Origin of the sequence: Methylomonas lenta (assembly GCF_001644015.1) — a bacterium.
GTDB lineage: Bacteria > Pseudomonadota > Gammaproteobacteria > Methylococcales > Methylomonadaceae > Methylomonas > Methylomonas lenta.
The window spans coordinates 13514-35679 of sequence record NZ_LUUI01000002.1; the positions used below are offsets into that span (position 1 = coordinate 13514).

27 protein-coding genes are annotated in these 22166 nt (G+C 46.8%); 14 read left to right on the forward strand and 13 right to left on the reverse strand.

Annotated features, from left to right (window positions below; all coding sequences use genetic code 11):
• Window positions 1–202: 202 nt before the first annotated feature.
• Window positions 203–865 (reverse strand): hypothetical protein, encoded by a 663-nt coding sequence (locus A1359_RS00105; RefSeq protein ID WP_066976167.1) that lies wholly within the window; start codon window positions 863–865, stop codon window positions 203–205.
• A 338-nt stretch (window positions 866–1203) separates the two neighbouring features.
• Here A1359_RS00105 and A1359_RS00110 point away from each other — a divergent pair, with 338 nt between their 5' ends.
• Complete coding sequence (locus A1359_RS00110) at window positions 1204–1545, forward strand: hypothetical protein (protein ID WP_066976170.1); 342 nt, start codon at window positions 1204–1206, stop codon at window positions 1543–1545.
• A 188-nt stretch (window positions 1546–1733) separates the two neighbouring features.
• On the opposite strand, the gene A1359_RS00115 is transcribed toward A1359_RS00110, so the two are convergent.
• The 3 genes from A1359_RS00115 to A1359_RS00125 all read right to left on the reverse strand — a co-directional run bounded on the left by A1359_RS00115 (window position 1734) and on the right by A1359_RS00125 (window position 4175).
• Window positions 1734–2477, reverse strand: coding sequence for a DUF4145 domain-containing protein (locus A1359_RS00115; protein ID WP_066976173.1), 744 nt, complete (start codon window positions 2475–2477; stop codon window positions 1734–1736).
• 228 nt (window positions 2478–2705) lie between these two features.
• Window positions 2706–3557 carry an aldo/keto reductase family protein gene (locus A1359_RS00120; RefSeq protein ID WP_066976177.1) on the reverse strand — a complete coding sequence of 284 codons (852 nt, stop codon included), beginning with the start codon at window positions 3555–3557 and terminating at the stop codon, window positions 2706–2708.
• A gap of 18 nt (window positions 3558–3575) precedes the next feature.
• Window positions 3576–4175 carry a Uma2 family endonuclease gene (locus A1359_RS00125; RefSeq protein ID WP_232322058.1) on the reverse strand — a complete coding sequence of 200 codons (600 nt, stop codon included), beginning with the start codon at window positions 4173–4175 and terminating at the stop codon, window positions 3576–3578.
• 200 nt (window positions 4176–4375) lie between these two features.
• On the opposite strand from A1359_RS00125, the gene nifE reads away from it, so the two are divergent.
• The 12 genes from nifE (at window position 4376) to A1359_RS00185 (ending at window position 12913) form a co-directional block, all read left to right on the forward strand.
• Window positions 4376–5857: a nitrogenase iron-molybdenum cofactor biosynthesis protein NifE gene (nifE, locus tag A1359_RS00130; RefSeq protein ID WP_232322059.1), complete on the forward strand. Its 1482-nt coding sequence runs from the start codon at window positions 4376–4378 to the stop codon at window positions 5855–5857.
• An 11-nt stretch (window positions 5858–5868) separates the two neighbouring features.
• Entirely contained in the window at window positions 5869–7266 is a 1398-nt protein-coding gene (gene nifN / locus A1359_RS00135; RefSeq protein WP_066976181.1) for a nitrogenase iron-molybdenum cofactor biosynthesis protein NifN, read from the forward strand.
• A 44-nt stretch (window positions 7267–7310) separates the two neighbouring features.
• Window positions 7311–7742: a nitrogen fixation protein NifX gene (gene nifX, locus A1359_RS00140; RefSeq protein ID WP_083960416.1), complete on the forward strand. Its 432-nt coding sequence runs from the start codon at window positions 7311–7313 to the stop codon at window positions 7740–7742.
• Between the two features lie 144 nt (window positions 7743–7886).
• Window positions 7887–8360 (forward strand): NifX-associated nitrogen fixation protein, encoded by a 474-nt coding sequence (locus A1359_RS00145; RefSeq protein WP_066976188.1) that lies wholly within the window; start codon window positions 7887–7889, stop codon window positions 8358–8360.
• 10 nt (window positions 8361–8370) lie between these two features.
• Window positions 8371–8586 (forward strand): CCE_0567 family metalloprotein, encoded by a 216-nt coding sequence (locus A1359_RS00150; RefSeq protein WP_066976191.1) that lies wholly within the window; start codon window positions 8371–8373, stop codon window positions 8584–8586.
• Between the two features lie 9 nt (window positions 8587–8595).
• Window positions 8596–8913 (forward strand): ferredoxin III, nif-specific, encoded by a 318-nt coding sequence (fdxB, locus tag A1359_RS00155; protein ID WP_066976194.1) that lies wholly within the window; start codon window positions 8596–8598, stop codon window positions 8911–8913.
• Between the two features lie 109 nt (window positions 8914–9022).
• Entirely contained in the window at window positions 9023–9346 is a 324-nt protein-coding gene (locus tag A1359_RS00160) for a (2Fe-2S) ferredoxin domain-containing protein (protein ID WP_066976197.1), read from the forward strand.
• Between the two features lie 3 nt (window positions 9347–9349).
• Window positions 9350–9856 carry a hypothetical protein gene (locus A1359_RS00165; RefSeq protein WP_066976199.1) on the forward strand — a complete coding sequence of 169 codons (507 nt, stop codon included), beginning with the start codon at window positions 9350–9352 and terminating at the stop codon, window positions 9854–9856.
• The gene (locus A1359_RS00170; protein WP_066976202.1) at window positions 9853–10230 is read left to right on the forward strand and encodes a hypothetical protein; all 378 of its coding nucleotides are present in this window, start codon (window positions 9853–9855) and stop codon (window positions 10228–10230) included. The genes A1359_RS00165 and A1359_RS00170 overlap by 4 nt, the downstream gene beginning before the upstream one ends.
• Window positions 10231–10238: 8 nt before the next feature.
• Window positions 10239–11213, forward strand: a complete 975-nt coding sequence (locus A1359_RS00175) for a DUF364 domain-containing protein (protein WP_066976205.1) — start codon at window positions 10239–10241, stop codon at window positions 11211–11213.
• Between the two features lie 4 nt (window positions 11214–11217).
• Window positions 11218–11661, forward strand: a complete 444-nt coding sequence (locus A1359_RS00180; RefSeq protein WP_066976208.1) for a hypothetical protein — start codon at window positions 11218–11220, stop codon at window positions 11659–11661.
• 1 nt (window position 11662) lies between these two features.
• Window positions 11663–12913, forward strand: a complete 1251-nt coding sequence (locus A1359_RS00185) for a (Fe-S)-binding protein (RefSeq protein ID WP_066976211.1) — start codon at window positions 11663–11665, stop codon at window positions 12911–12913.
• An 18-nt stretch (window positions 12914–12931) separates the two neighbouring features.
• Here the strand turns inward: A1359_RS00185 and A1359_RS00190 are convergent, their stop codons facing one another.
• The 6 genes from A1359_RS00190 to A1359_RS00215 form a co-directional block, all read right to left on the reverse strand.
• On the reverse strand, window positions 12932–14080 hold the full coding sequence (locus A1359_RS00190; protein WP_066976214.1) for a molybdenum ABC transporter ATP-binding protein: 1149 nt from the start codon (window positions 14078–14080) through the stop codon (window positions 12932–12934).
• A gap of 68 nt (window positions 14081–14148) precedes the next feature.
• Entirely contained in the window at window positions 14149–14577 is a 429-nt protein-coding gene (locus tag A1359_RS00195; RefSeq protein ID WP_066976217.1) for a TOBE domain-containing protein, read from the reverse strand.
• A gap of 21 nt (window positions 14578–14598) precedes the next feature.
• The gene (gene modC / locus A1359_RS00200; RefSeq protein ID WP_066976219.1) at window positions 14599–15672 is read right to left on the reverse strand and encodes a molybdenum ABC transporter ATP-binding protein; all 1074 of its coding nucleotides are present in this window, start codon (window positions 15670–15672) and stop codon (window positions 14599–14601) included.
• On the reverse strand, window positions 15669–16355 hold the full coding sequence (gene modB / locus A1359_RS00205) for a molybdate ABC transporter permease subunit (protein ID WP_066976223.1): 687 nt from the start codon (window positions 16353–16355) through the stop codon (window positions 15669–15671). The genes modC and modB overlap by 4 nt, the downstream gene beginning before the upstream one ends.
• 16 nt (window positions 16356–16371) lie before the next feature.
• Window positions 16372–17127, reverse strand: coding sequence for a molybdate ABC transporter substrate-binding protein (gene modA, locus A1359_RS00210; RefSeq protein WP_066976225.1), 756 nt, complete (start codon window positions 17125–17127; stop codon window positions 16372–16374).
• Between the two features lie 193 nt (window positions 17128–17320).
• Window positions 17321–18769: an alginate export family protein gene (locus tag A1359_RS00215; RefSeq protein ID WP_066976246.1), complete on the reverse strand. Its 1449-nt coding sequence runs from the start codon at window positions 18767–18769 to the stop codon at window positions 17321–17323.
• A 323-nt stretch (window positions 18770–19092) separates the two neighbouring features.
• On the opposite strand from A1359_RS00215, the gene A1359_RS00220 reads away from it, so the two are divergent.
• A complete protein-coding gene (locus A1359_RS00220) occupies window positions 19093–19905 on the forward strand; it encodes a TOBE domain-containing protein (protein ID WP_066976228.1) in 813 nt (270 codons plus the stop codon).
• 60 nt (window positions 19906–19965) lie between these two features.
• Here A1359_RS00220 and A1359_RS00225 read toward each other — a convergent pair whose 3' ends face one another.
• The 3 genes from A1359_RS00225 to A1359_RS21710 form a co-directional block, all read right to left on the reverse strand.
• Window positions 19966–20259: a hypothetical protein gene (locus A1359_RS00225; protein WP_066976231.1), complete on the reverse strand. Its 294-nt coding sequence runs from the start codon at window positions 20257–20259 to the stop codon at window positions 19966–19968.
• Between the two features lie 371 nt (window positions 20260–20630).
• The gene (locus tag A1359_RS00230) at window positions 20631–21563 is read right to left on the reverse strand and encodes a DUF4435 domain-containing protein (RefSeq protein ID WP_066976234.1); all 933 of its coding nucleotides are present in this window, start codon (window positions 21561–21563) and stop codon (window positions 20631–20633) included.
• A 131-nt stretch (window positions 21564–21694) separates the two neighbouring features.
• Window positions 21695–22126, reverse strand: a complete 432-nt coding sequence (locus A1359_RS21710) for an AAA family ATPase (protein ID WP_083960414.1) — start codon at window positions 22124–22126, stop codon at window positions 21695–21697.
• Window positions 22127–22166 lie beyond the last annotated feature (40 nt).

The window sequence follows — 22166 nt, forward strand, 5'->3', positions numbered from 1 at the left end:
CGACAAATACGGGCAACAAAAAGATGTTTAATGAGGTGTTTATATGCTTGCAGAAAGATTTTTCTGTGCGCTTTTCATCCCTGTTCCTGATTAGCAAGCTGCTTCAGCTAATCCCCCTGAAATCCTTTTCGGCAGGGATAGCGCTAGATAACCGCTTCCTCGCGGGTATGACGGACTTATTCGGTATAGCTTGAGTAGCTTACTAATCTGGCTTATTTTTGGGCTTAATATGCATATGCTCGATATGCTCAAAGGTAATATTTCCTACTAAATCACCTAACTTCTTGCCTATCTTCTCACCGAATTCGCTACCAACATCGTCAAACAAAGCATCGCCAATCATACCCCCAATCATTTTTCCAGCCTCAGCGCCTGCTTTTGCAGTGCTTTCTTTTTGGACGTCTTCTTTTAAGGGATGCTCAGTTCCGGATTGGTGGAGAAATTTTTTTGCAATTTTACCGCCCTGACGTGCTCCAAAGACTTCACCTGCCAAGCCCCCAACTTCGGTGCCTATCACCGTCCCAACCGGCCCGAATACCGTACCTATACTACCGCCCACTATTTCCCCCAAACTCTCTCCAGCCAAGCCTTCAGCCAGACTGGCGCCAAATTCAGCATAATGGCTGGGATGCTTAGCCACATCCAAAGCACTGGATGTTATTGTCTTGGTTTTTTTTTGCCATTGAGCGGAAACATCGATACATTTTTTCTCGATGATGCCGACTTTGATTGCTAATGTAGAAGCATGCGTTTTAACGCAACCAGGTGGCGCTACACCAGCTTGTGCGGCGCTTTCCAATGTGTTGTTTTCCGTAGGCTGTTCCGCACTATTCTGGTCGTCTTTAATCATCGGTTCATCTGCCATAGTTTTAACAGAAGGATTTAAAAAATATATTGATGCTAGCGTTTCCTAACGACATAGGATTGAAATGCTTAAATAATCCCAGACGCTGCTCTCAATAGCTTATCAAAATTTAGTCTTTCCTAACCAAAATACGTCAGCTGCAACATCAGAAAATCTACCGGGCTGATTCATTTAGTCTATGGCGCAGGTTACCACTATGACAGACAGCCGGTGGATCATGATTAACTTGCACAATCTTTCCTTAATTACTCCCTATTGTTTGCGATATTCATTGTTAAAGTAGATCTCGAAAACGGAGAAAAGCCGTTTCCAATTCCCTAACTAATCAGAGATATATCATGAACAAAAAAATCATCACCATCGCACTGGCTTTAGCGCTGCCTTTTGCTGTTTTCGCATTTCCTGGTGGTCAGGACGGCGATCATATCCAAGGCCATAAAGGCGACAGAGTTGAACGGCTCACTAAGGAATTGAATTTAACGCCTGAGCAAACAAGCCAATTAACTCAGGTTTTTCAAGAAGAGCAGGCTAAACGCGAGGCGATACGCAAGGAAACCGATCAACGCCTGCAAACTGTTTTAACCCCTGAACAAATGACGAAGTTTGAAGAACTGAAAAAACAACGCCACGAAAAATGGCAAAAACGCCATCAAGAAAAAAAGGATAAATCAGCCAAATAAATTCAGCCCAGGTACCCAGCGTAATCGGAGGTATGCAAACCACTTGCTTGCGTACGATTACGCTGAGCTAATCGTACCTACGGCCCTAGTGAAAACGGGTGTTTCCGGCAAACCTTCTGCGCCGGAAACACTTGCCCTTGCTAACGCCGGGCAAGCTTATTCCGGCCTACATGGCTTTGAATGCATGTTCAATTTCCATCCCTTTCATTGATATGTTTTTGGGTTTCTTCCGGAATAACGTCAGAATACAAAAGATCAAGCTCTTTAGGCTTAGAAATCATCTCGTCAGCAATAAAGTTAAGTACATGGAAGAGCTTCAACGCTATGTCACGGCCATCTTCAAGATCGATCTGCCCGGGATGTACTGCGTTATTACCGACCACACGAAGTAAGTCCAATGCTTTTTGGATTTTAGGGCTTAGCCCTTCGGCGACAAGCTCTTTTATATCGTTATTGATATTTTTTCCAGATTTTCCTAGTTGCTTAAGTAGCAACTGAAGGGCTAGTCTCAATAACGCTGTAGCTCCTTTAGGTGAGTCGATAACGATCGTTGAGGCTTCGATATATAGGTTTTGAATCTCTTGCTCCATATCTTGATTAGGCGGAGCAACGGCCGTTTGCTTTGGATAAACAATTTCTTGACTTACCCAAAGTGAAATCTTGCTACATGATGAACATGTTGCGACAGAAAATCCTACGGGGACAAACTCGGACATATGGCGATTATTCGTTGCTTCTACACGGTCAATAAAAGCTGCAATAGCTTCCTGCTGGTGACTGTGTATTTTGGTTCTGTATTCATAAAAAACATGATTAAGAATCTTGTTCGCTGCATCGCTGGAAGTATTAATATCAAACCATGTTTGATTAGATAATACCTGACAATGCGGGCATTGAAATTTTTCACCCCTGAATTTTGGGCTTAAATCCAAAATAAAACTCCTATATTATTGAGCACATAACTATATTTAGACGTCCTAAATGACGTAAAACATTGCGTCACAAAGTTGCCTAATCCTTTTTTAAAATTTAAATGCATCGGAAATTCAGTGGGTTGTTAAAATTCAGTCTTTCCTCAAAAACGCAAAATACGTCAATTAGCCCACCCGAAAACCCGCCAGAATTGCGGGATCAAGTACAGACAATATCCGTTTGAAGCATTATAACCCTAACAACTCCCCTATAGCTTTGCATTCATCCGGCGTCAATTCAAATTCAAAAATCGCCAAATCCTGCTGCATATGAGCAGCCGAAGTGGTGCCGGTCAATGGTACGATATCCATCTGGGATAAATAGCGAAAAAATACTTGTGCTGACGTGCGTCGATATTGTGTCGCCAGTTTTTTTACCACGCTATCCGCCAGAATCCCCGGATTAGCGGTTAGCGTCCAAAAGCTTTGATAAATGACCTTATGCTGACGGCAGAAATTGCGCAGTTCGGCATCGTAACCGGTGTCGGCATAAAAACGATTCTGGATCACGGCAGGTTTAACTTTGGCCGCATCGTATAAAAACTGAAATACCGCTGGATCGTAACAATTACTAATGCCCAGCTGTTTTGCGCCACCGATTTCAACAATAGCTTCCATAGCCCGCCACACCTGCAGCAGTTGCTGTTTATCCGGCAATGGCGAATGCAATATCAATCCATCCAGATAATCGGTTTGTAGGTTTTTTAATGAGGTTTCAAAGGATTGTGCTACCTGTTCGCTGAGGCTGGCATGGGCATCGTAAGGAATTTGCAGTGGATCTTGACCATTTAGAGGGGTAAATTTGCTTTGCAGATAAATTTGTTCGCGGCTCAAACCCAATTCATAGCTGGCTAGCATGGCCTCCCCTACCCCCGGCTCGTAATAATGTTTGGGTTGGCAAGCGGTATCGATGCCACGAAACCCTGCCGCCAGCGCCTGTTCAACCAAAACAGCTGTGCGTTCCTTCTTCCAGGCGGTACCGTAAAGTATGCGCGGCATACGTACACCTTGAGCAGTTGTCAAAAAATGATCAGTAGACATAGTTGGCTCCAAGATTTGCTATTCGTTTGTAGCTGGCAACTCAGCAAACACCACGCCTTCGTAGATATCGGCCAGCGGCAATTCAAGACCGATGGATGCAAAACAGGCAGGCTGGTTTTGTTGATAAAGATGTAAATCCCAGGCATCGGCTCGGCGATAGCATTCTACCCGCTGGGTGTCCTGCGCGATCAAAACATATTCTTCCAGGCTGGTCAGTTTGCGGTAGTGATGAAATTTTTCCGCCCGGTCGTAACGTTCGGTACTTTCAGAAAGTACTTCGATAATCAACTTGGGCTGGCTGTTGAACGAATCAGCCGTATCGGCAGCCGCACAGGTGACGTGTAAGTCGGGATAAAAAAAGCAGTCGTCTTCGGCGGTTTGGACCCGGACCTTCATTTCGCCCGAATGCACCCGGCATGGAGATCCGCGTAAATGCGCATGCAAAAAAGCAATCAAATTGGTGCTGACAGTGTCATGGGCTCGTTTAACACCCACCATTGCATACACCTCGCCATTGATATATTCGTACTTAATATCGCTGACCAATTCGCCCTGCAGATAATCGTCTAGGCTGATTTTGAGATCTTCCGCCAATGCCATTTCACTGTCCCGCTGCATGTTATATATCTTATAAGTATTGCTGATAAGCCGATTGTATAACAGCTTACGCCGAAACCTCATATTGTCGCATCAAGTCTGTCTACACCGATTTTGTCGCATTTGCTACAAAGAGAAAAATAAAAAATCCCTATAAACTCAATACCTTAGCATTTGGCACACCGGTTGCATTATTCAAAACAATGACCGAGGTGTAGCCCATGAAATCCAACAAAGACATTGCAGAACTGTTAGACGAACCGGCTTGTGAGCATAACAAGAAGGAAAAGTCCGGCTGTGCCAAACCCAAACCCGGGTCAGCGGCCGGCGGTTGTGCTTTTGATGGGGCGCAGATTGCCTTGTTACCCATAGCCGACGTGGCACATATCGTCCACGGTCCGATTGCTTGTGCCGGCAGCTCCTGGGATAACCGCGGCACCCGTTCTTCCGGATCTGAGTTATATCGTATCGGTATGACCACTGACCTGACCGAGCAGGATGTGGTGATGGGACGCAGCGAAAAACGCCTGTTTCACGCCATCAAGCAAGCCGTCGAAACTTATAACCCGCCGGCTGTGTTCATTTACAACACCTGCGTTCCGGCATTGGTAGGCGACGATATTAACGCCACCTGTAAATCAGCTGCCGAACGCTGGGGTGTGCCGGTGGTGCCTATCGATTGCGCCGGTTTTTACGGCACTAAAAATTTGGGTAACCGAATTGCCGGCGATGCCATGGTCACGCATGTGATCGGCACTCGCGATCCTGATCCACTACCGGTCGATGCCGAGCGGCCTGGCTTTAAAATTCACGATGTCAATCTGGTAGGGGAATACAACATTGCCGGCGAGTTCTGGCATGTATTGCCCTTGCTGGATGAAATGGGTTTGCGAGTGCTCTGTACTTTGTCTGGCGATGCGCGTTTCCGCGAAGTGCAGACCATGCATAAAGCCGAAGTTAATATGATGGTGTGCTCCAAAGCTATGGTGAATGTAGCCCGACGCCTGCAAAATCAATATGGTACACCCTGGTTTGAAGGCAGTTTTTACGGCATTACCGACACTAGTCAGGCATTGCGAGATTTTTCTAAAGCTATTAACGATCCCGAATTGACTGCACGAACTGAAGAGATTGTAGCGCGTGAAGAAGCGCGGATTCGTGCCGAACTGGCGCCCTGGAAAGCACGCTTGCATGGCAAGCGCGTATTGCTGTTTACCGGCGGGGTGAAAAGCTGGTCGGTGATTTCGGCTTTGCAGGATTTGGGCATGGTGGTAGTCGCCACTGGCACTAAAAAATCCACCGAAGAAGACAAGGCCCGCATTCGCGAATTGATGGGCGAAGATACCTTGATGATAGAAGACGGTAGCCCCAAAGCTTTGTTACAAGTGGTACGAGATTACAAAGCCGATATTCTGATCGCCGGTGGCCGCAATATGTACACAGCTTTGAAAGCCAGGATTCCGTTTTTGGATATCAATCAAGAACGCGAATTTGGTTATGAAGGCTACCAGGGCATGCTGGAACTGGTTAGGCAATTGGCATTGACCATCGAAAGCCCGGTATGGGAAGCCGTGAGAGCTCCCATGCCGTGGAAAGCAACAAAAACGACAATTTCTGTAGGATGGGTAGACGAAGGAAACCCATCGTTAGCAATCGTTGATGATGGGTTTCGTGCCTCTACCCATCCTACGCTAGTAGCATAGGAACCATCGTCATGGCTGAAATAATCAAACGCAACAAAGCACTGTCGGTCAACCCGTTAAAAGCCTCACAACCCATGGGCGGTTCGCTGGCTTGCCTGGGATTTGATCGAGCCATCCCGATGTTGCATGGCTCGCAAGGTTGTACCGCATTTGCCAAGGTGTTTTTTGTCAGGCATTTCCGGGAACCGATTCCGTTGCAAACTACCGCCATGGATCAAGCCAGTTCAGTGTTGGGTGCGGATGAAAACGTGATTGAAGGCATCAAGGCGATAGCCGAAAAATCCAATCCTGCCTTAATCGCAGTGTTGACTACCGGTCTGGCGGAAACGCAAGGCTGCGATGTGCAGCGTAATTTGCGTGAATTTCGCGCCAAATATCCCGAATACAACCATGTCGCCGTCGTTGCAGTCAATACCCCGGATTTTAGCGGCTGCGTGGAAAGTGGTTTCGCCGCTACCTTGTATGAAATTGTGAAAGATTTGGTGCCGGATGCGGCTAGTGCCGGCACTAAACCCGGCAATCGTCAGCGTCAGCTTAACGTATTGGTCAGCCCTATGTTGACGCCTGGTGATCTGGAAGCTTTGCGGGATTTGATCGAGCAGTTCAATTTACGCCCCGTATTGGTACCAGACTTGTCCGAATCGCTGGATGGTAGCTTGACCGATGACGATTTCTCGCCGGTCACTATCGGCGGCACAGCGGTTTCTGAACTGGCTACTTTGGGCGAGGCGAGAGCAACTTTGGTGATTGGCGCATCGTTACGTAAAGCCGGTGAATTACTACAGGAAAAAACCGGCGTCCCCAGTCACTTTTTTGATCATTTGTATGGCTTACAAGCCAACGATGCCTTGGTACTAGCCTTGACGCAAATTAGTGAGATGCCGGTGCCTGCGCGTATCGAGCGCCAGCGTTCGCAATTGCAGGATGCCATGCTAGACACGCACTTTATGCTGGGTCAGTTGCGGGTGGCCATAGCGGCCGATCCCGATCAACTCAATGCCCTGGTTCATTTGGTACAAGGCATGGGCGCGGAAGTGGTGGTGGCTATTAGCGCTGCCAATGCACCCGTTTTGGCAACCACTCCGGTTAAAACCATCAAAATCGGCGATTTGGAAGATCTGGAGCAATTGGCGAAAGAACATAAGGCGCAATTGCTGATTGGCAATTCGCATGCAGTAGCCAGTGCCGAACGTCTGGGCATTCCGGTGTTACGGGCTGGATTCCCGTTGTATGACATTATTGGTGGCTATCAAAAAACCTGGATTGGCTATCGCGGTACTCGGCAGGCATTGTTTGACTTGGCCAATCTGGTGATCAATTTCGCCCACGAAGAAATTGAAGTCTACCACTCGCCTTACGGGCAAAAGCCTGCATCTGAACGCCAAACCTGTTCGCCGTCATGTCATTAACCCGTCGCATGCAGGTCGTGCACCAAAACGAAACGGAGATTCCCATGGAAACTGCTATTAAAGTCGCTTTTGCCACTACCGACATGCTGCATGTGAATCAGCACTTTGGTTCTGCCAAATCGTTTGCCGTCTATGCCGTCAATCCGGAACAGGCGGAGTTGATGGAAGCCGCTCAATTCGGCGAACTGGCGCAGGACGGCAATGAAGACAAATTATCCGTCAAGCTGCAATTGCTAGATGGTTGTGCCGCGGTGTATTGCCAGGCAGTTGGCGCCTCGGCCATCAAACAAATCATCGCCCAGGGCATACAACCAATCAAAGTGCATGAAGGCAGCACCATTAAAGACTTGCTGAGCGATTTACAGGCTGAAATGAAAGCCGGTCCATCCAGTTGGCTGGCCAAAGCCATCAATCAACATAAAGGCCCAGACTTGCAGCGGTTTGATGAAATGGAAGATGAAGGCTGGCAAGAATAGAAGATTGCCGGAAACGCTAGCGCTTGTTCCGGCCTACCAGATGATTTCTAACATGGCGTTAGTAACGAGTGAGCAAAGCAAAGCAAAGACATCCGTCGCCATAGCGACAGCAAAAACTGAATTTAAAACAAACAGGAGAACACTATGTCCCAACCCGCACTTGCTATTGAAGCTGGCGACGCTTTCATGACCTCTGAAGTCGTGGCTGAAATGATTAAACAACTGCGTGCCCTGGATACTTACGATACCTATGAAGGTTGGTCCGTGGAAAAAATCATCGACCCTATCGTGATGACCAAAGAACGTAAACGTGAGATTCCGATTATCGGCGACCCCGACGAAATCACCTTGGCTAGGATAAAAGCCTATTACAACAGCATTGCCTCGCTGATTGAAAAACGCGCGGGCATGATGGCTGTACCAGTCATCAACATTACCCACGAAGGTTTTGGCCGGGCTTTTATTTTGGTCGGCAAATTAATTGTGGTGGATAAAACATTACGGGATGTACACAGATTCGGCTTCCCAAGTCTGGAAGATTTGTCCAGCAAAACCGAAGCGGTTATCGATAAGGCTGTGGCCCTGATCGAGCAATTTAAAGAAGTTGCCGAAGCTTGAGGAGAATCTCATGACTGACGAAGAATTGAAAAAACTGGAAAAAGACGTAAAAAAAACCAAGCGCCTGGCAAGCGAAGCGGCTATGGAATTGCATGATTTGATTGAGGATAGATTGCCGGACGCTTACAGTGAGTTAATGGCTATTGCCCAAAATACTTACGATGCCTGCAAGGCCTGGGATGAGGCTAATCAAAAGTTTTTGGCGGCCAATAGCGAAACGGCCTGAGGAGCGATTATGAGCGAATTTGTTACCGGTGTTACCTTTGGCGGTACGGTTTGGACCCCATCTTATGTGACCGATATTAATCAAAAAACCTGTATAGGTTGTGGCCGCTGCTTCAAAGTTTGTCCGCGTGATGTATTTGATTTAGTCGAAAAAGACGAGGTTCTTTCTGCTGAAGACTTTGGTGATGATTACGGCGACTTTGAAGACGATGACGATAACAGCATGGTGATGAGTCTGAAGAATGCAGCAGACTGCATCGGCTGCGAGGCTTGCTCAAAAGTTTGCCCCAAGGATTGTTTTACGCATGTACATAAGGCTGCTGCTTGATTTGTGTCGCTACCGCGACGAGTTTTTATGTCGGTCCGCGAACCGACTCTAAATAACCGTCGCGATAGCGACACCTAAAAGTTAAACCCAACAAAAGAGGAAAGCTATCATGCCACGTCCAGATAAACACGTTTTCGTCTGTACCCAAAACCGTCCCGAAGGCCACCCGCGCGGCTCTTGCGCTGCCAGTGGTTGTGCCGAGGTGATGAATGAATTCATGAACGAGATTCAAAGCCGTAATTTGTTCGAGAAAATTGCTCTGACCAATACCGGTTGCATGGGGCCCTGCATGATGGGGCCAAGTGTGCTGGTCTATCCAGAAGGCATTATGTATGGCAAGGTCAGTAAAGCCGATGTCAAAACCATCATTGAACAGCACCTGTTGGGTGGTTCGCCGGTAGAGGCATTGAAAGTACCGGCCGAGGTTTGGTAAATCATGTCTCAAACTGGCGTATTTGAAGAACGCGTACTATTCAGCCCCAACTTGCCGACTGCAATCAATCTATTGCTGCAAAAAGCCGTGGCTGCCAGTCATGCCGAAAAACCGCTGGCGGAAAACTTGTTTAAACAGGCGCAGCAGCTCGATCCCAGCTGCTTGCAGACTTATTTTGCCTTGTACAAATTTTATTTTTATCAGGGTCGTTTACAGGAAGCGGAGCGAGAGGTGCTGGCAGCTTTGGAAGAAGCTGCGGCCCAAGCTGGCTTCCCTAGTGATTACCGGCGACTGACCAGTGAACGGGCACAATGGGATCTGTATGCCAGCGAGATTAGTCTGTTTTATCTGTATAGTTTAAAAGCCCTGGCGTTTATAAAATTGCGTCTGGAGCAGCAGGCTGAATCTCGCGATATTCTGTCACACATGCAGATACTGGATCCTGAAGACCGTTGTGGTGCGTCGGTTATTATGAGTCTAGCCGATGCCTTGCTGGAGGATGCAGCATGACTAACTCCCTTGAACAGCACATTAGTGCCCAGCGTGATTTTGGTACTCTGATTTGTCAGCGCATGACGGCAAATATAAACAAGCTGGGGTTTTCTGCCCAAACTGGATTAACCTCACCCGATTTTGATACAGCCGTATTCAGTTTAGTAACTGATCCTTTCACCCAAACCCAGGATCTGGTGGGTTATTGGTATAACAACGGTAAGCAACGTATCGGTCAGATTAAATTTCATGGTGATGGTAGTTTTTACGCTGAATACGATGTGATTCAGCCTCACCCCAGCAAAAAACAATTTTTCGTCGAAGCGATTAACGCCTGGGGGAAACTGGACAACATTAAAACGGAAGCCAAATTGCTCGAAATTCCAAACTAGGAGACATCATGGCAAACCCCAAATATTTGTATGAAATGTTACTGGACCACTGTGCTAGCGATGCGGTTGTCGATAACCTAATGATTGGTTTGGTATGGACGCTGTGTCAGACCAAAGGTAACACGAGCGTTGGATTATCAATGAGTCCGGGTTATGCCACCCGAACCTTAAGTTGGTCCGGTAACCTGACCGGTAAACCCATTACTGACCTAGCCGCCTGGATTCTGGATTGGAACCCATATCAGTCGACAGTGGCGATGGCAGCCATCAATAGCTGTATCAACAACCGGCCTTTGCCGGAATCGGTGATTGTTGAGTCGGACCCTGAACATGCCAATTTGGCCGTGTTCGATTATTTCCTGCCACAATTGCACAATAAAAAGGTGGTGGTTATTGGCCATTATCCCGGTATCGAACGCTATCAGGATTTAATGCAATTGAGTGTGCTTGAAAAAGAACCCATTGCTGCCGACTTGCCTGACTCCGCCTGTGAGTTTTTATTGCCCAGTGCCGACTGGGTGTTTTTAACTGCCAGCTCTATACCGAATAAAACCTTCCCACGCCTGGTGGAATTAGCCAGCCATGCAAAAACCGTCTTAATGGGCCCTTCCGTACCCTGGCTACCGCAACTTTATGAGTTCGGCATTGATTATTTGGCCGGCGTTGAAATCACCGACCCACATGCCTTGTATCACACGGCGGCACAAGGCGGCGGGGTAAAAATCTTCAGCCAGGGTTTACATTATCGGATTGCCGAATTAACACCCAGAACCAGCATGGGCTGGTTGAAACAGCAAATAGCCGAATGTGCATCGGAAAGAACTCAGCTAAAACAACAAATGGAAAGCTGGTATGCCCTCGGCAACAGCAAACATTTTACCAAAATCGGCTTGCTGGAAGGCGTGGATGCCCGCCTCTCCCGGCTCGACAGCAGCTATAAAACCTTATGGGATCAATACGGCCAACAAACCAGCATTAACTAAATCCATGAACAACACTGATCCCTTCGCCTACCACCGCTTATTACTGATTTACAAAGGCGACATCAGCGCATTGGTCATGTTTGCACAGCAATCCAACGGCAGTGTTTGCTTTCCGGCAGCACTGCCAGCCTTGTCCAGCGCGCTGGAACCGGAGGATTTTGCAACCAGCAAAGTGACTATGCATCCTGCCGTTATGCTGCAACATCTCAATCAGCAACTGCAATTAGATGACGATTTGCTTCGTCTGGAACCCGGTTTCAATGAACAAATCGACACCCCGGGTGGTATCGTCATGGTACATTTGGCCCGTTTTACTTTGCTGGACCCACCCAAGCAATTGATGCAAAGCCGCAATTGCGGCATGCGCACCTTACCCGAACTGCGAGGCAGACCGCCGGCAGAAATGGAATTACTCCGGCGAGCTTATGTAAAAGTCATGGAAGGTTAATATGTTCGATTTACTAGACATGGATTTCGAAACCGCTGCGGAAACCGGCCACAGCGGACCGTATATCCCAGCGGCCAGTGAATGCATGCGTTGCGGTATGTGCGTCAGCGTTTGCCCAACTTTCAAACTGTTTCAAATCGACCAGGAAACGCCTCGCCGCCGACTACGGACAATCAGCAAACTGCTAGTAGAAGACAGCCCGATTAGTGATGAGGAACGCATTCATCTGCATAACTGTCTGCAATGTCGAGCTTGCGAACCGGCTTGCCCCAGTCATGTGGCTTATGGGGAATTGTTCGATCAGGCACAAGTAAAATTACAGACTACCCGAAATTGGTTGGCAAAATTGGCTTTCTGGATGATAGAACAAAAACGTTGGCGAGCTCGCTTGATGCCGTTGCTGACTTTGTATCTGAAAACCGGTCTGCAAAAACCGATACGACAATCCGGTTTATTAAAAATATTAGGTTTAGCCGATGCGGAAGCCTTATTGGCTCAACCTGCCTTAAAACCATTAAACAGTCTTTACCCAACCCGTGCAGTCCGACGTGGCACTGTAGCCTTGTTTACCGGTTGTATTGCCGAACAATTCGATCGCGATACGCTGATAGCCAGTATAAAACTGCTCAATATCATCGGCTTTGATGTGTTAGTGCCCCCGCAACAAGGCTGCTGTGGAGCGATTCATCAACATAACGGCCAATCCGCAGCCGAATTAATCGCCAATAATCTCAGGGTTTTTAATCCGCTGGATGTGGATGCGGTTATTCACACTGCGACAGGTTGTGGCGCGATGTTGAGTGAATACCAAGCTGACGATACAACAGGCTCGCAACAATTTTGCCAGCGATTGACTGACATCAATAGCTTTTTATTGCAGCATTGGCCGGATAGTCTGAAACTGGAATCGGCTCGGCTTAAGGTGGCGGTACACGAACCCTGCAGCCAGCGTAATGTGTTAAAAAATCAGCAAGCGGTTTACGCCTTACTGGAAAAAATCCCCGATATGACTGTCGTACCGCTAGCTAACAACGCCATCTGCTGCGGTGCCGGCGGCAGCTACATGCTAACGCATCCTGAAAATGCCGAACAGTTACGGGCGCTTAAACATGCAGCCATCCATCAGGCGCAAGCCGACTGGGTGGTGAGCAGCAATTTCGGTTGCGCGTTTTTTTTCAGCACCGGGACGGAGAAAATCCTGCATCCTTTAGTACTACTGACCCGGCAACTGCCTGCATCGGCAAGATTTTAAGCCTATGCCTTATACTTCCTAATTTGCCGGGCAAAGATAATAGTAGCCTTCACCATGATTTACCACGCGTTGGTAGGGTATGGCATCCAGTTCGGTGAGATAGACGATGGCATGTGTTTTAATCAGGCAATAAACCGTATCGCCCTCTTGTAAAGCCATGTTTTTGCATGCGCCCGGTGTAATTTCGGCCAGCAGCGTGCTGCCGCAATCGACCTGCGCTATCACGCTGTCGCCGCTAGGTATCAGCGCGCAAATGCGGCCTTTGATTTGGTTTTGTATCGAAATGCCGTCGATGTAATGGCGCGACAGTGCAATATCGCTTGCACGTATCGACACTTGGGTTTGGCTACCGATTGCAAAATGCGGGCGCAAGGGCAAAGCCAGCGGTAAACCGAAGCTGTCGGCCATGCTGGAGCCGGCATGATAATCGTGGTCGAGGATATAAACCGGCAAGATGTTGTCGATCTTTCGTATACCCAGATAACGCAGAATACCTTGCTGCTTGGCAACTTCGCGTAACGATCCACTACGCGATACTTGGCCATACTCCAAAACGATAAGTTGATCGGTAAACTCCAGTATCTCGCTTAGCGATTGACTGGCGTACAACACAGGTAGATCGAATTCGTTTTGCAGCCGCTTCAATATTGGCAGCAATTGCATTCGGTAAGCGCTACCAATGGCGGCAAAGGTATCGTCCAACAGTAATAGTTTGGGTGACTTCAGTAGCGAGCGAGCCAGTGTCACCCGCTGGAGCTGACCCGGGATGAGTCGTTCGATGGGCTGGTCGAGGAACTGATCCAACTCCAAAAGCCGAATCAAGTAATCCGGAGTGAACAAGCGGCGATGTTTCAGCGTACGTTGGTAGCTTGCTGCGAGATTATCGCGAACGGTTCCGCTTAAACCAAGACTGTCGGTTTGCAGCACGGCTCCCACCGGACGCTGCTCGCGCGGCATCACGATGCCTTTGCGGCTATCGAATAAAATCTTACCGTCTAGCGAAATATGTCCGCTTTGCGGTTGCAAGGTGCCGGCAATTAAACCCAATAATGTGCTTTTGCCTGCGCCCGATTTACCAAACAGACCTGTGTTGGCGCTATCCAGCGATAATTGTGCGCTCAGGTCAAAATTACCCCGACGCAGTTTGACATTCATTTCCAGCAGCATGATGACCTCTATCGCCAAACCAAACCGGCCGTGACCCCAGCGGGTTTACAGCCGGATTGCAAAAGATACTAACCTTTGATTGCCAAAATTACCGCTCCCGCCTTAAATACTGCCATGATAGATTGACCTTTACTCAAACCAAGAGTTTTAACGCTATCGTCGGTCACGGTGGCAGCAATTTTCTCACCACCTTTCAATTCAATATCAACTTCGGCATTCACAGCACCGATCTTGATTTCAGTGACTGTTCCTTGTAACTGGTTGCGCGCCGAAAGCTTATAACCACCGAAATCTGTGACCAGGATAATTTGTGGCGCCTTGACTAAGGCGAGCACTTCCATACCGGCCTTGATACCCAGCGACTCAACTGATTCTTTGGTGACTGAAGCAACGATGATTTCTCCGCCTTGCAGGCCGACATGCACCTCAGCGTTGACTGCGCCGATAGTGACTTCATTGACAATACCGGAAAACTGATTACGTGCACTTGCTTTCATGATGACTCTCCATCGGTTGGGTTAATTTAATATTGAGGTAGCTTTAATCTGCACATAGACCAACATGCCGATTTTCAACCCCAGTAAAACGGTAGATTTGTGGGTAATGTGTGCTAATAACGGATGTGTGCCAACCTGCAAACGCACCACGTTCTGGCCGCTGTCAGCATCGGCAATGCCGGTGATGGTGGCCGACAATACATTCAGAATGCTGGTGGCAATAGGCGCTTGCAGGGTGATACTGACGTCTCGGGCATAAATCTGCACCCGAACCGGCGTGCCTATTGCTAGCAGCAGGCTAGGCAAACTTAAGACACCGCCAGTAAAGGCGACCTTAGTCAGGTGATACTCTGCTTCATGCCCGACCACCTGGGTTTGCCAAACCGTTGCCGCGTCCCCTTCGTGCGCCAGCGTTAAATCCAGTCTGCTCAATGTGTCCGATAATGGCCCGGATGCCAGGGATTTGCCCTCATTCATAATCACCAGATGATCGGCTAGCTGCGCCACTTCCTGCTGAGAATGAGTCACATACAGCACGGGTATGTTGAGTTCCTGATGCAGGCGCACCAAAAACGGCAGTATCTCCTGCTTACGTTTGAAATCCAGCGCCGCCAAGGGTTCGTCCATCAGCAATATTTCCGGATTCAGCGCCAGCGCTCTGGCGATGGCGACCCGCTGGCGTTCGCCACCGGACAGACGATCCGGCATACGCCCTAACAAATGTGCTATGCCTAACAAGTCCAGAATGTGCGACAGATCGTTAGTGGATTTGCCGATGCGTTTCAAGCCGAACAGTAGATTATCTTTAACGGTCAGATGTGGGAACAGATTGGCTTCCTGAAATACGTAACCCAGCGAACGCTTGTGCGTCGGTATAAATATACCGCTTTCGCTGTCCTGCCAGATTTTGCCATTGATCTGCAAAAAGCCCTGCCCGGCTTGTTGTAAACCGGCAATACAGCGTAGCAAGCTGGTTTTACCGGAACCGGAGTGACCGAACAGTACGCTGACACCAGAGCCAGGCAAACATAGATCAACCGAAAGCTCAAAAGCCGCGTAATTGAGTAGAAAGCGAGCGATAATCGGCGTTGTCATTTTAATTGATGCGCTATGGGATGCGTTTTCAGCGTGCTATATAACACCAGCAATACGCTGAATGAAAATACCAGCAGGCCGCCGGCTAACCAGTGTGCTTGCGTGTATTCCAGTGCCTCGACATGGTTGTAAATTTGTACAGACACCACCCGGGTTCTGTCCGGAATATTACCGCCCACCATCAATACCACACCGAATTCACCGACAGTATGGGCAAAGCCTAAAATGGCAGCCGTCATAAAGCCAGGCTTGGCCAACGGTATGACGACATGGAAAAACGTATCCAGCGGTCCAGCCCTTAGGGTGGCTGCGGCTTCCAGAGGTTGTGCGCCAATCGCCGCAAACGAAGCTTGTAAAGGTTGCACCACAAACGGCAAGGAATACAGCACCGAAGCCACCACCAAGCCGGTAAATGTAAACGGCAAAGTGCCCCAGCCTAATTCACTGGTCAGCTGACCGATAGGACCTCTCGGCCCCATGATTACCAGTAAATAGAATCCCAGTACAGTTGGCGGCAATACCAAAGGCAAGGCTACCAGAGCATTGCAAATGCCTTTCCAGCGCGAGTTGGTGCGCGACAGCCACCAAGCCAGTGGCGTGCCGATAAACAACATCAACACAGTCGCCAGGCTGGCCACTTTAAAGGTCAGCCACAAGGTGGCGATATCGGCAGCTGTTAACATAAACACATCTTCTGCATTACTGGGGTAAACCGTAACCGTATTTCTGCATAATCGCCAAAGCAGGTGCTGATTTTAAATACGCGAGTAAAGCAGGTGCAGCCGGATTTTCCGCTCCGGTTTTCATCAACACGGCATCCTGACGGATGGGTGCATACCGATCTACGGGAATGATCCAGCCTGAGCCTTCCGCGATTTTGCCGTTGGCGATCACTTGCGATAACGCCACAAAACCCAGCTCGGCATTACCGGTAATCACGTATTGGTGGGCCTGGGAAATGTTCTCGCCTTGTACAAATAAAGCTTGTAGTTTTTCCTGTAAGCCCAGGCTCTTTAAGACCTCCAGTGCAGCCACTCCGTAAGGCGCCAGTTTTGGGTCGGCCAGCGCCAAGTGCTGGAAGCCGCCTTTGCTTAAAATTTGTCCTTGATCATCGACATAGCCGGGTTTAGCTGACCATAACACCAGCCTGCCGAGCGCATAAGTAAAGCGACTACCTGCTACGGCTAAATCGGCTTGTTCCAGTTTTAATGGTTTTTCGTCATCGGCAGATAAAAATACTTCGAAGGGTGCGCCGTTTTCCAATTGGGAGACGAATTTACCCGATGAGCCAAACGACAACTTGGCTGAGTGACCGGTAGCTTTTTCAAAAGCTTCGGCGATTTCAGTCATCGGTTTGGTAAAGTTTGAAGCTACAGCGACAAGAACCGTTTCGGCAAAAACGGTTGGCGCGATTACAGCTAGGCATAAAACCAAAGTTGGGCGAAAAAGTGACATAAAAAATTCCCAGGGTTGATGAGCAGTATGCTGCGTTAAATGTCAGCGTTTGTAGTAATCCTTACATTCTGCGTAAGTCCATGTGTGGGTTTATCATGCATCAGCACATCTACAGGCATTTTGGCACGTGCAGAGGCGTATATGAGTAGATAAGCAGAATTCATACCGATTTATTTGATGTAGTTTCAAGGTTTTAAAATCGCAATTGGCTCTCCACATAAAAATAATCAATATCCTGCTGATCCGGTGCTGAAGGAGCATCTTTGGCAAATGCACCTTTGAATAAATGCGTCCAGCCGGTTTCGAAATTTAAACTGCTGTTAACATCCCAACGGGTAGTCAAGTCCAGCTGATGTCCGACATAACCACTGGTATCGCCGGTTTTATCCTGCAAATTGGCTGTGGTCCAGGCATCCTTATTTGACGCCAGCCAGAAAACCCTGTGGCTAATGCCAAATTTTAAATCGGAGGTGGGGCCAAAATTGATACGATAGCCGGGAGTATTGATGTTACTGCGGGCGAAGGCGCCATAGATACCGGTGGGACCAAAATCGCCACGTCTAACCCCGTACAGCGTGTCAAAGCGCTGATCCTTATTGTCATAGGGGTTTTTGTCGCCGCTGGCATAATCATATTCCAACGCCAAGCGGGGCGACCAAGGCATGTCAAAGGTATAACCGATGTCGACATGTTGAAACCAGGCCGTATGGTCTAAATTTGTACTATTACTGGCCGCTGTCGAAGAGCGCACCGTACCGGTCTGACCTATGGTTTCCGATTGAAAATCAAATTGGGCTTTTTTAGGTTTGCTATAAAACCGCACGCCGGGAGTGAAATAACGCCGATTGGAGGTTTGGTTACGGTTACTATCACCTTCGTCAAGATGATATAAATACAGTTCACTGTTGATGCCCCAAGCCAGGTCATATACCTCTAAAAAGCCGCCGGAAAACCAAGTGTGTGTATCTTCCTGGTCCCATACATGGATGTTGTCCAGTATGTCAGCAGACGATTTGGGATAACGAATCACTGGCATCGTAACGAAACCAGTGAATTGCCAGGTGTCGTAGTCCAACAGGCGTAGCTTGATGCCGGTAAAACTATTGATCGTATTGCGAAAGACGTTTCTACCCACCAGGCGGCGACTACCCAAGTTTAGGGTTTGTCGACCAGCAACGACTTCTGCCCCCATACCGCTGTAAAAGATATTCTGATCGGCCCAGGCCGCATAACCCTGAATAAAATCAGCATCGTCTGCCTGCGTATTATTAACACCGGAACCACTATCGGCACCCGGGGCGCGCGCATCCAAAAACTCTGTCCCCAATCTAAAAGCACCCAAATTAACTTGTAACCAAACATCGGTTTGTAAGGGGATTTGCTGATCGCCACCCAGACTATTGGCTTTATAACTGCCGTCCCTGGTTTCGTAGCGGGTGCGTTGATCGACTGTCAACGACAGCCATTTTGGTAAATTCAGCGCATCGTGCAGATTCCAGATTGGTTTTGCGTATTTAGACGAGCCTAGCAAAGCATCCGACATTTGACTGGAAAACGCAGCTAAGGGTGGTTGAGTATACGATTTGTTTTCCGCCGCCTGCGCCGACTCAACAGAAACACAGCACAGACTGCCCGTCATCATCAGCTTAAGAAATGCATTGTTCTGTCTTCGAATAGCTTGTTTACGAGGCATGAGCATATACCGGGTATAGATTGATGAAAAATAACCGAACCACCTCAGAGTGGGCCAGAAGAAAAACTCTGACCTCAGTTTATCTCGTTATGTATAAATGTAAATAACGTGACAAAGAATTGATTATTCCCCATTTTGAAACAATGGCAAACATTAACTGCCAATTGATTACAAACACCAATAGCCCTCCATATCAAACCCATTTTGGTGTATAACTATTCGGCACCCAAGCGTCAATAGTCACGCATTCCAGCCAAATTTGAATCAAACAAATGCCGATAAAAACGGAAGATAACACTAACCCACACTGGGTCGAGGCAGACTTACGCTTAGCCGGCATACTGGATAGTCGTATGATAGCTTTGTTAAAAGCCATACAGCAAAGCGGCTCCATCAACCAAGCGGCCAAACAGGTAGGCTTAAGTTACAAAGGTGCATGGCAAATTATTGAACGCGCTAATAATGGCTCACCGAAAATGTTGATCAGTACGGCTATTGGCGGTAGTAAAGGCGGAGGTACCTGTTTAACTGATGCCGGTCAGGCGTTTATAGATTTGTATACTCGGCTGGAACAACAACACCAACAATTTCTGACTAATCTTAATGCTACTCTGGCAGCCGATACTGACACCCGCTTGCTGCTCCAACGTCTAGTGGTTAAAACCAGCGCTCGCAACCAACTGTTCGGCAATATCATCGCTATTCAACTCGGTGCAGTAAATGCGGAAATCACAGTGAAACTGAAGGGTGGCGAGCAGGTTTTAGTGACTATCAGCCTAACCAGCATTGAATCACTGGGTTTAAGCGTAGGTGCGGATGCCTTGCTATTGGTGAATAATGCCGACATTTTACTGACACTAGACGCCAACCCTCAGCGTTTCATGCTTAGCAATCGTTTATCCTGCCGCGTAATTCGCATCCAGCAGGATGAAATAAATGCTGAAGTGATGGTCTTGTTACCCGGCGGAGAAATCCTTGCCGTGTTGATTAGCCCACAGAATTTAAAGAATATGGCCATTGAGCAAGGACAAGATTTGTGGGCAGTATTCAGCAGCAACAGCCCTATCCTTGGGGTAATGTCTTAAAGCGATTATCTATTGTTTGGCTTGTAGCACCTTCCCTGTGCACAAACCAAGCTTACCGATTTATTCTGACATCAATACCAGTCGAGCTTCCACTTCCCTCTGCACCAAAGTTTCATAATGACGACGCAATATTGAGTCTGTTGGGCGCGGAAACAGCTCGGCTTCGATTTCTTTTTTCAAATACGTTAGAAAACTGCCTGCATCCCCATGCGTATTAGACTGTAAGCCATCAGCAGGATCATCACTGTCTATTGATAACGCCGATTGTGAAAAATAACCCATACAGCCTTTCGAGGAAAATAAGCATACTTTCAATAAAATCAAAACCATCAACAACACGAATATTTCAATCATTTCAACACCTCACAAAGAACAAAAAAGCCGACTGGTTTTACAGGTGTCCAGTAGGACACCTAGTCGAGCAATTGATTCAAAGCAATTAAAATGCCATATTCGTATTTATATAAGCCATTGTATTTAGATGGATTTATAATAAGACACTTTTTCATCATGTGATATTTCAACCAATTTGCAGCAAATCCACCAAAAAATATACATGATGAGTTTGTGCCAAACATTTAGCCAGGGCCTGAAATAAAACTCGATTTTTTCAAGTTTTTCCGGCTCCCTCAGCAGAACCAGCACCCATAAAACGCAAACATTCGTCCGATTAAGCTACGCAAATCGGACCTACGGCCCTGAACGGTTTCTCATCACGAAGTATGTTACGCAACAGATTCAATCAATTGACATGGGTATAGAGCCAATCCTTCTTTTGCCTTACGAACCCAAGCTTCACATAATGCTGTTGCTACGTTAAATTCTTTCAACTGGGAAAATATTAATGCATCCTTTTCAGCTTTGGCTACATCAATATTTTTGATCACATAATTTAGGCAGGAAGCAAAAACTCTTTGTAACATAAGCATAGCTGTATGCCCACGACATATTCTTGAACAAATAAGAGCATCACTAGCATCAACAATTGGCAAGTATTTTTTTATGTGTTTTTGAAAGTCAGCAATGTATTGATCATCTCTATTTTTGACTAACATATCTATATCAATGCAAATTACATTGTTTTCAATCTGAAAATGCTTCCATCCTATAACTCCAGCGGGATATGAAGCCTTATCTAAATCTTTTGCAGATAAAGTTATTGCGGCGACTAATTTCAATGCAGAAGGTAAGATATTGATAAATAGATTAATTGCTTCTGACTTATATTCAGACGAACAAATATATCTATAAGCATCACAAAGTAATTCATCTTTAAAAAAATAATTTTCTATAGAATGTCCGATAGTCCATGAAAGATTGCCTTCTGATTCATGATCAGACATTAGGTCACTTATTTTTTCGCTTATGTCAAATTTTTTATACTCCCTATCGCATAAAAAATACAAATTATCATACTCATTTGAATTTTTGCATTGGTTATAAATTTTGTCTATTTTAGCCCTATTGTTACGAGCTGTTATCTCACAAGTGCCTTTTATATCTTCTGCAGTGTCAATCTTAACTTTATGTCCTTCACGAATAACATCTAAAAGATTTTTGATATGGGACTTATCATCTTTTCCCTCAACAAGAACTCTTTTTTTTGAACTCATTTTTATTTTTGCTAGATATTTTTTAATATCATATTTTAATTCCATTAAAAAATATCCTCTTCTTCCTCTGAGTATTCATATTCGGTTGAGCTTTTGTCCTGAAAAATGGGAACAACCTGTTTCATATATTCATCAAAATCGGCAGCAATCGATGGCGAATGTGTACAAACAATGATCTACCTATTTCCAAGTTGATCCATCATTCTTCCCAATAATTCTTCTTGCCAATCGATATGTAGTGACAACTCTGGCTCATCAATTAATACTACAGAATTTCCGCTCATTTTATTAACCGCATACAGCATTGTGAGCAACTGGCGCTCTCCAGAAGACATAACTTTAATGCTGCTCCAGGTATTATCAGGAAATTTGAGGCCAACTTTTGGTATTTTTCTCATCTTATCTAATTCATAAGAGAGCTCTTTTTTATCTAAAAAAGTATTTACAACATCAAAGTATTTATCTATTTCCTTGAATGCGGATAATTGAAAATTTTGCCTTTCTTTTAATGCATCACGGTATACAGCTAAAGCACCAGCAGCTGAACTGGCAAGGTCGCTAGATTTAGCGTAAGCGCCCTTAAATCCGCCTCTTAAATTCCCCGCCAGTCGGCGGCATACTGTGTCTCACATTAACTTGATTGAGGTA

Bases quoted from the DNA above. Each gene is read 5' to 3' on its own strand.
- A1359_RS00105 (WP_066976167.1), bottom strand. From the start codon at position 865: ATGGCAGATGAACCGATGATTAAAGACGACCAGAATAGTGCGGAACAG.
- A1359_RS00110 (WP_066976170.1), top strand. From the start codon at position 1,204: ATGAACAAAAAAATCATCACCATCGCACTGGCTTTAGCGCTGCCTTTT.
- A1359_RS00120 (WP_066976177.1), bottom strand. From the start codon at position 3,557: ATGTCTACTGATCATTTTTTGACAACTGCTCAAGGTGTACGTATGCCG.
- A1359_RS00125 (WP_232322058.1), bottom strand. From the start codon at position 4,175: ATGCAGCGGGACAGTGAAATGGCATTGGCGGAAGATCTCAAAATCAGC.
- nifE (WP_232322059.1), top strand. From the start codon at position 4,376: ATGAAATCCAACAAAGACATTGCAGAACTGTTAGACGAACCGGCTTGT.
- nifN (WP_066976181.1), top strand. From the start codon at position 5,869: ATGGCTGAAATAATCAAACGCAACAAAGCACTGTCGGTCAACCCGTTA.
- nifX (WP_083960416.1), top strand. From the start codon at position 7,311: ATGGAAACTGCTATTAAAGTCGCTTTTGCCACTACCGACATGCTGCAT.
- A1359_RS00145 (WP_066976188.1), top strand. From the start codon at position 7,887: ATGTCCCAACCCGCACTTGCTATTGAAGCTGGCGACGCTTTCATGACC.
- A1359_RS00150 (WP_066976191.1), top strand. From the start codon at position 8,371: ATGACTGACGAAGAATTGAAAAAACTGGAAAAAGACGTAAAAAAAACC.
- fdxB (WP_066976194.1), top strand. From the start codon at position 8,596: ATGAGCGAATTTGTTACCGGTGTTACCTTTGGCGGTACGGTTTGGACC.
- A1359_RS00160 (WP_066976197.1), top strand. From the start codon at position 9,023: ATGCCACGTCCAGATAAACACGTTTTCGTCTGTACCCAAAACCGTCCC.
- A1359_RS00165 (WP_066976199.1), top strand. From the start codon at position 9,350: ATGTCTCAAACTGGCGTATTTGAAGAACGCGTACTATTCAGCCCCAAC.
- A1359_RS00170 (WP_066976202.1), top strand. From the start codon at position 9,853: ATGACTAACTCCCTTGAACAGCACATTAGTGCCCAGCGTGATTTTGGT.
- A1359_RS00175 (WP_066976205.1), top strand. From the start codon at position 10,239: ATGGCAAACCCCAAATATTTGTATGAAATGTTACTGGACCACTGTGCT.
- A1359_RS00180 (WP_066976208.1), top strand. From the start codon at position 11,218: ATGAACAACACTGATCCCTTCGCCTACCACCGCTTATTACTGATTTAC.
- A1359_RS00185 (WP_066976211.1), top strand. From the start codon at position 11,663: ATGTTCGATTTACTAGACATGGATTTCGAAACCGCTGCGGAAACCGGC.
- A1359_RS00190 (WP_066976214.1), bottom strand. From the start codon at position 14,080: ATGCTGCTGGAAATGAATGTCAAACTGCGTCGGGGTAATTTTGACCTG.
- A1359_RS00195 (WP_066976217.1), bottom strand. From the start codon at position 14,577: ATGAAAGCAAGTGCACGTAATCAGTTTTCCGGTATTGTCAATGAAGTC.
- modC (WP_066976219.1), bottom strand. From the start codon at position 15,672: ATGACAACGCCGATTATCGCTCGCTTTCTACTCAATTACGCGGCTTTT.
- modB (WP_066976223.1), bottom strand. From the start codon at position 16,355: ATGTTAACAGCTGCCGATATCGCCACCTTGTGGCTGACCTTTAAAGTG.
- modA (WP_066976225.1), bottom strand. From the start codon at position 17,127: ATGTCACTTTTTCGCCCAACTTTGGTTTTATGCCTAGCTGTAATCGCG.
- A1359_RS00215 (WP_066976246.1), bottom strand. From the start codon at position 18,769: ATGATGACGGGCAGTCTGTGCTGTGTTTCTGTTGAGTCGGCGCAGGCG.
- A1359_RS00220 (WP_066976228.1), top strand. From the start codon at position 19,093: ATGCCGATAAAAACGGAAGATAACACTAACCCACACTGGGTCGAGGCA.
- A1359_RS00225 (WP_066976231.1), bottom strand. From the start codon at position 20,259: ATGATTGAAATATTCGTGTTGTTGATGGTTTTGATTTTATTGAAAGTA.
- A1359_RS00230 (WP_066976234.1), bottom strand. From the start codon at position 21,563: ATGGAATTAAAATATGATATTAAAAAATATCTAGCAAAAATAAAAATG.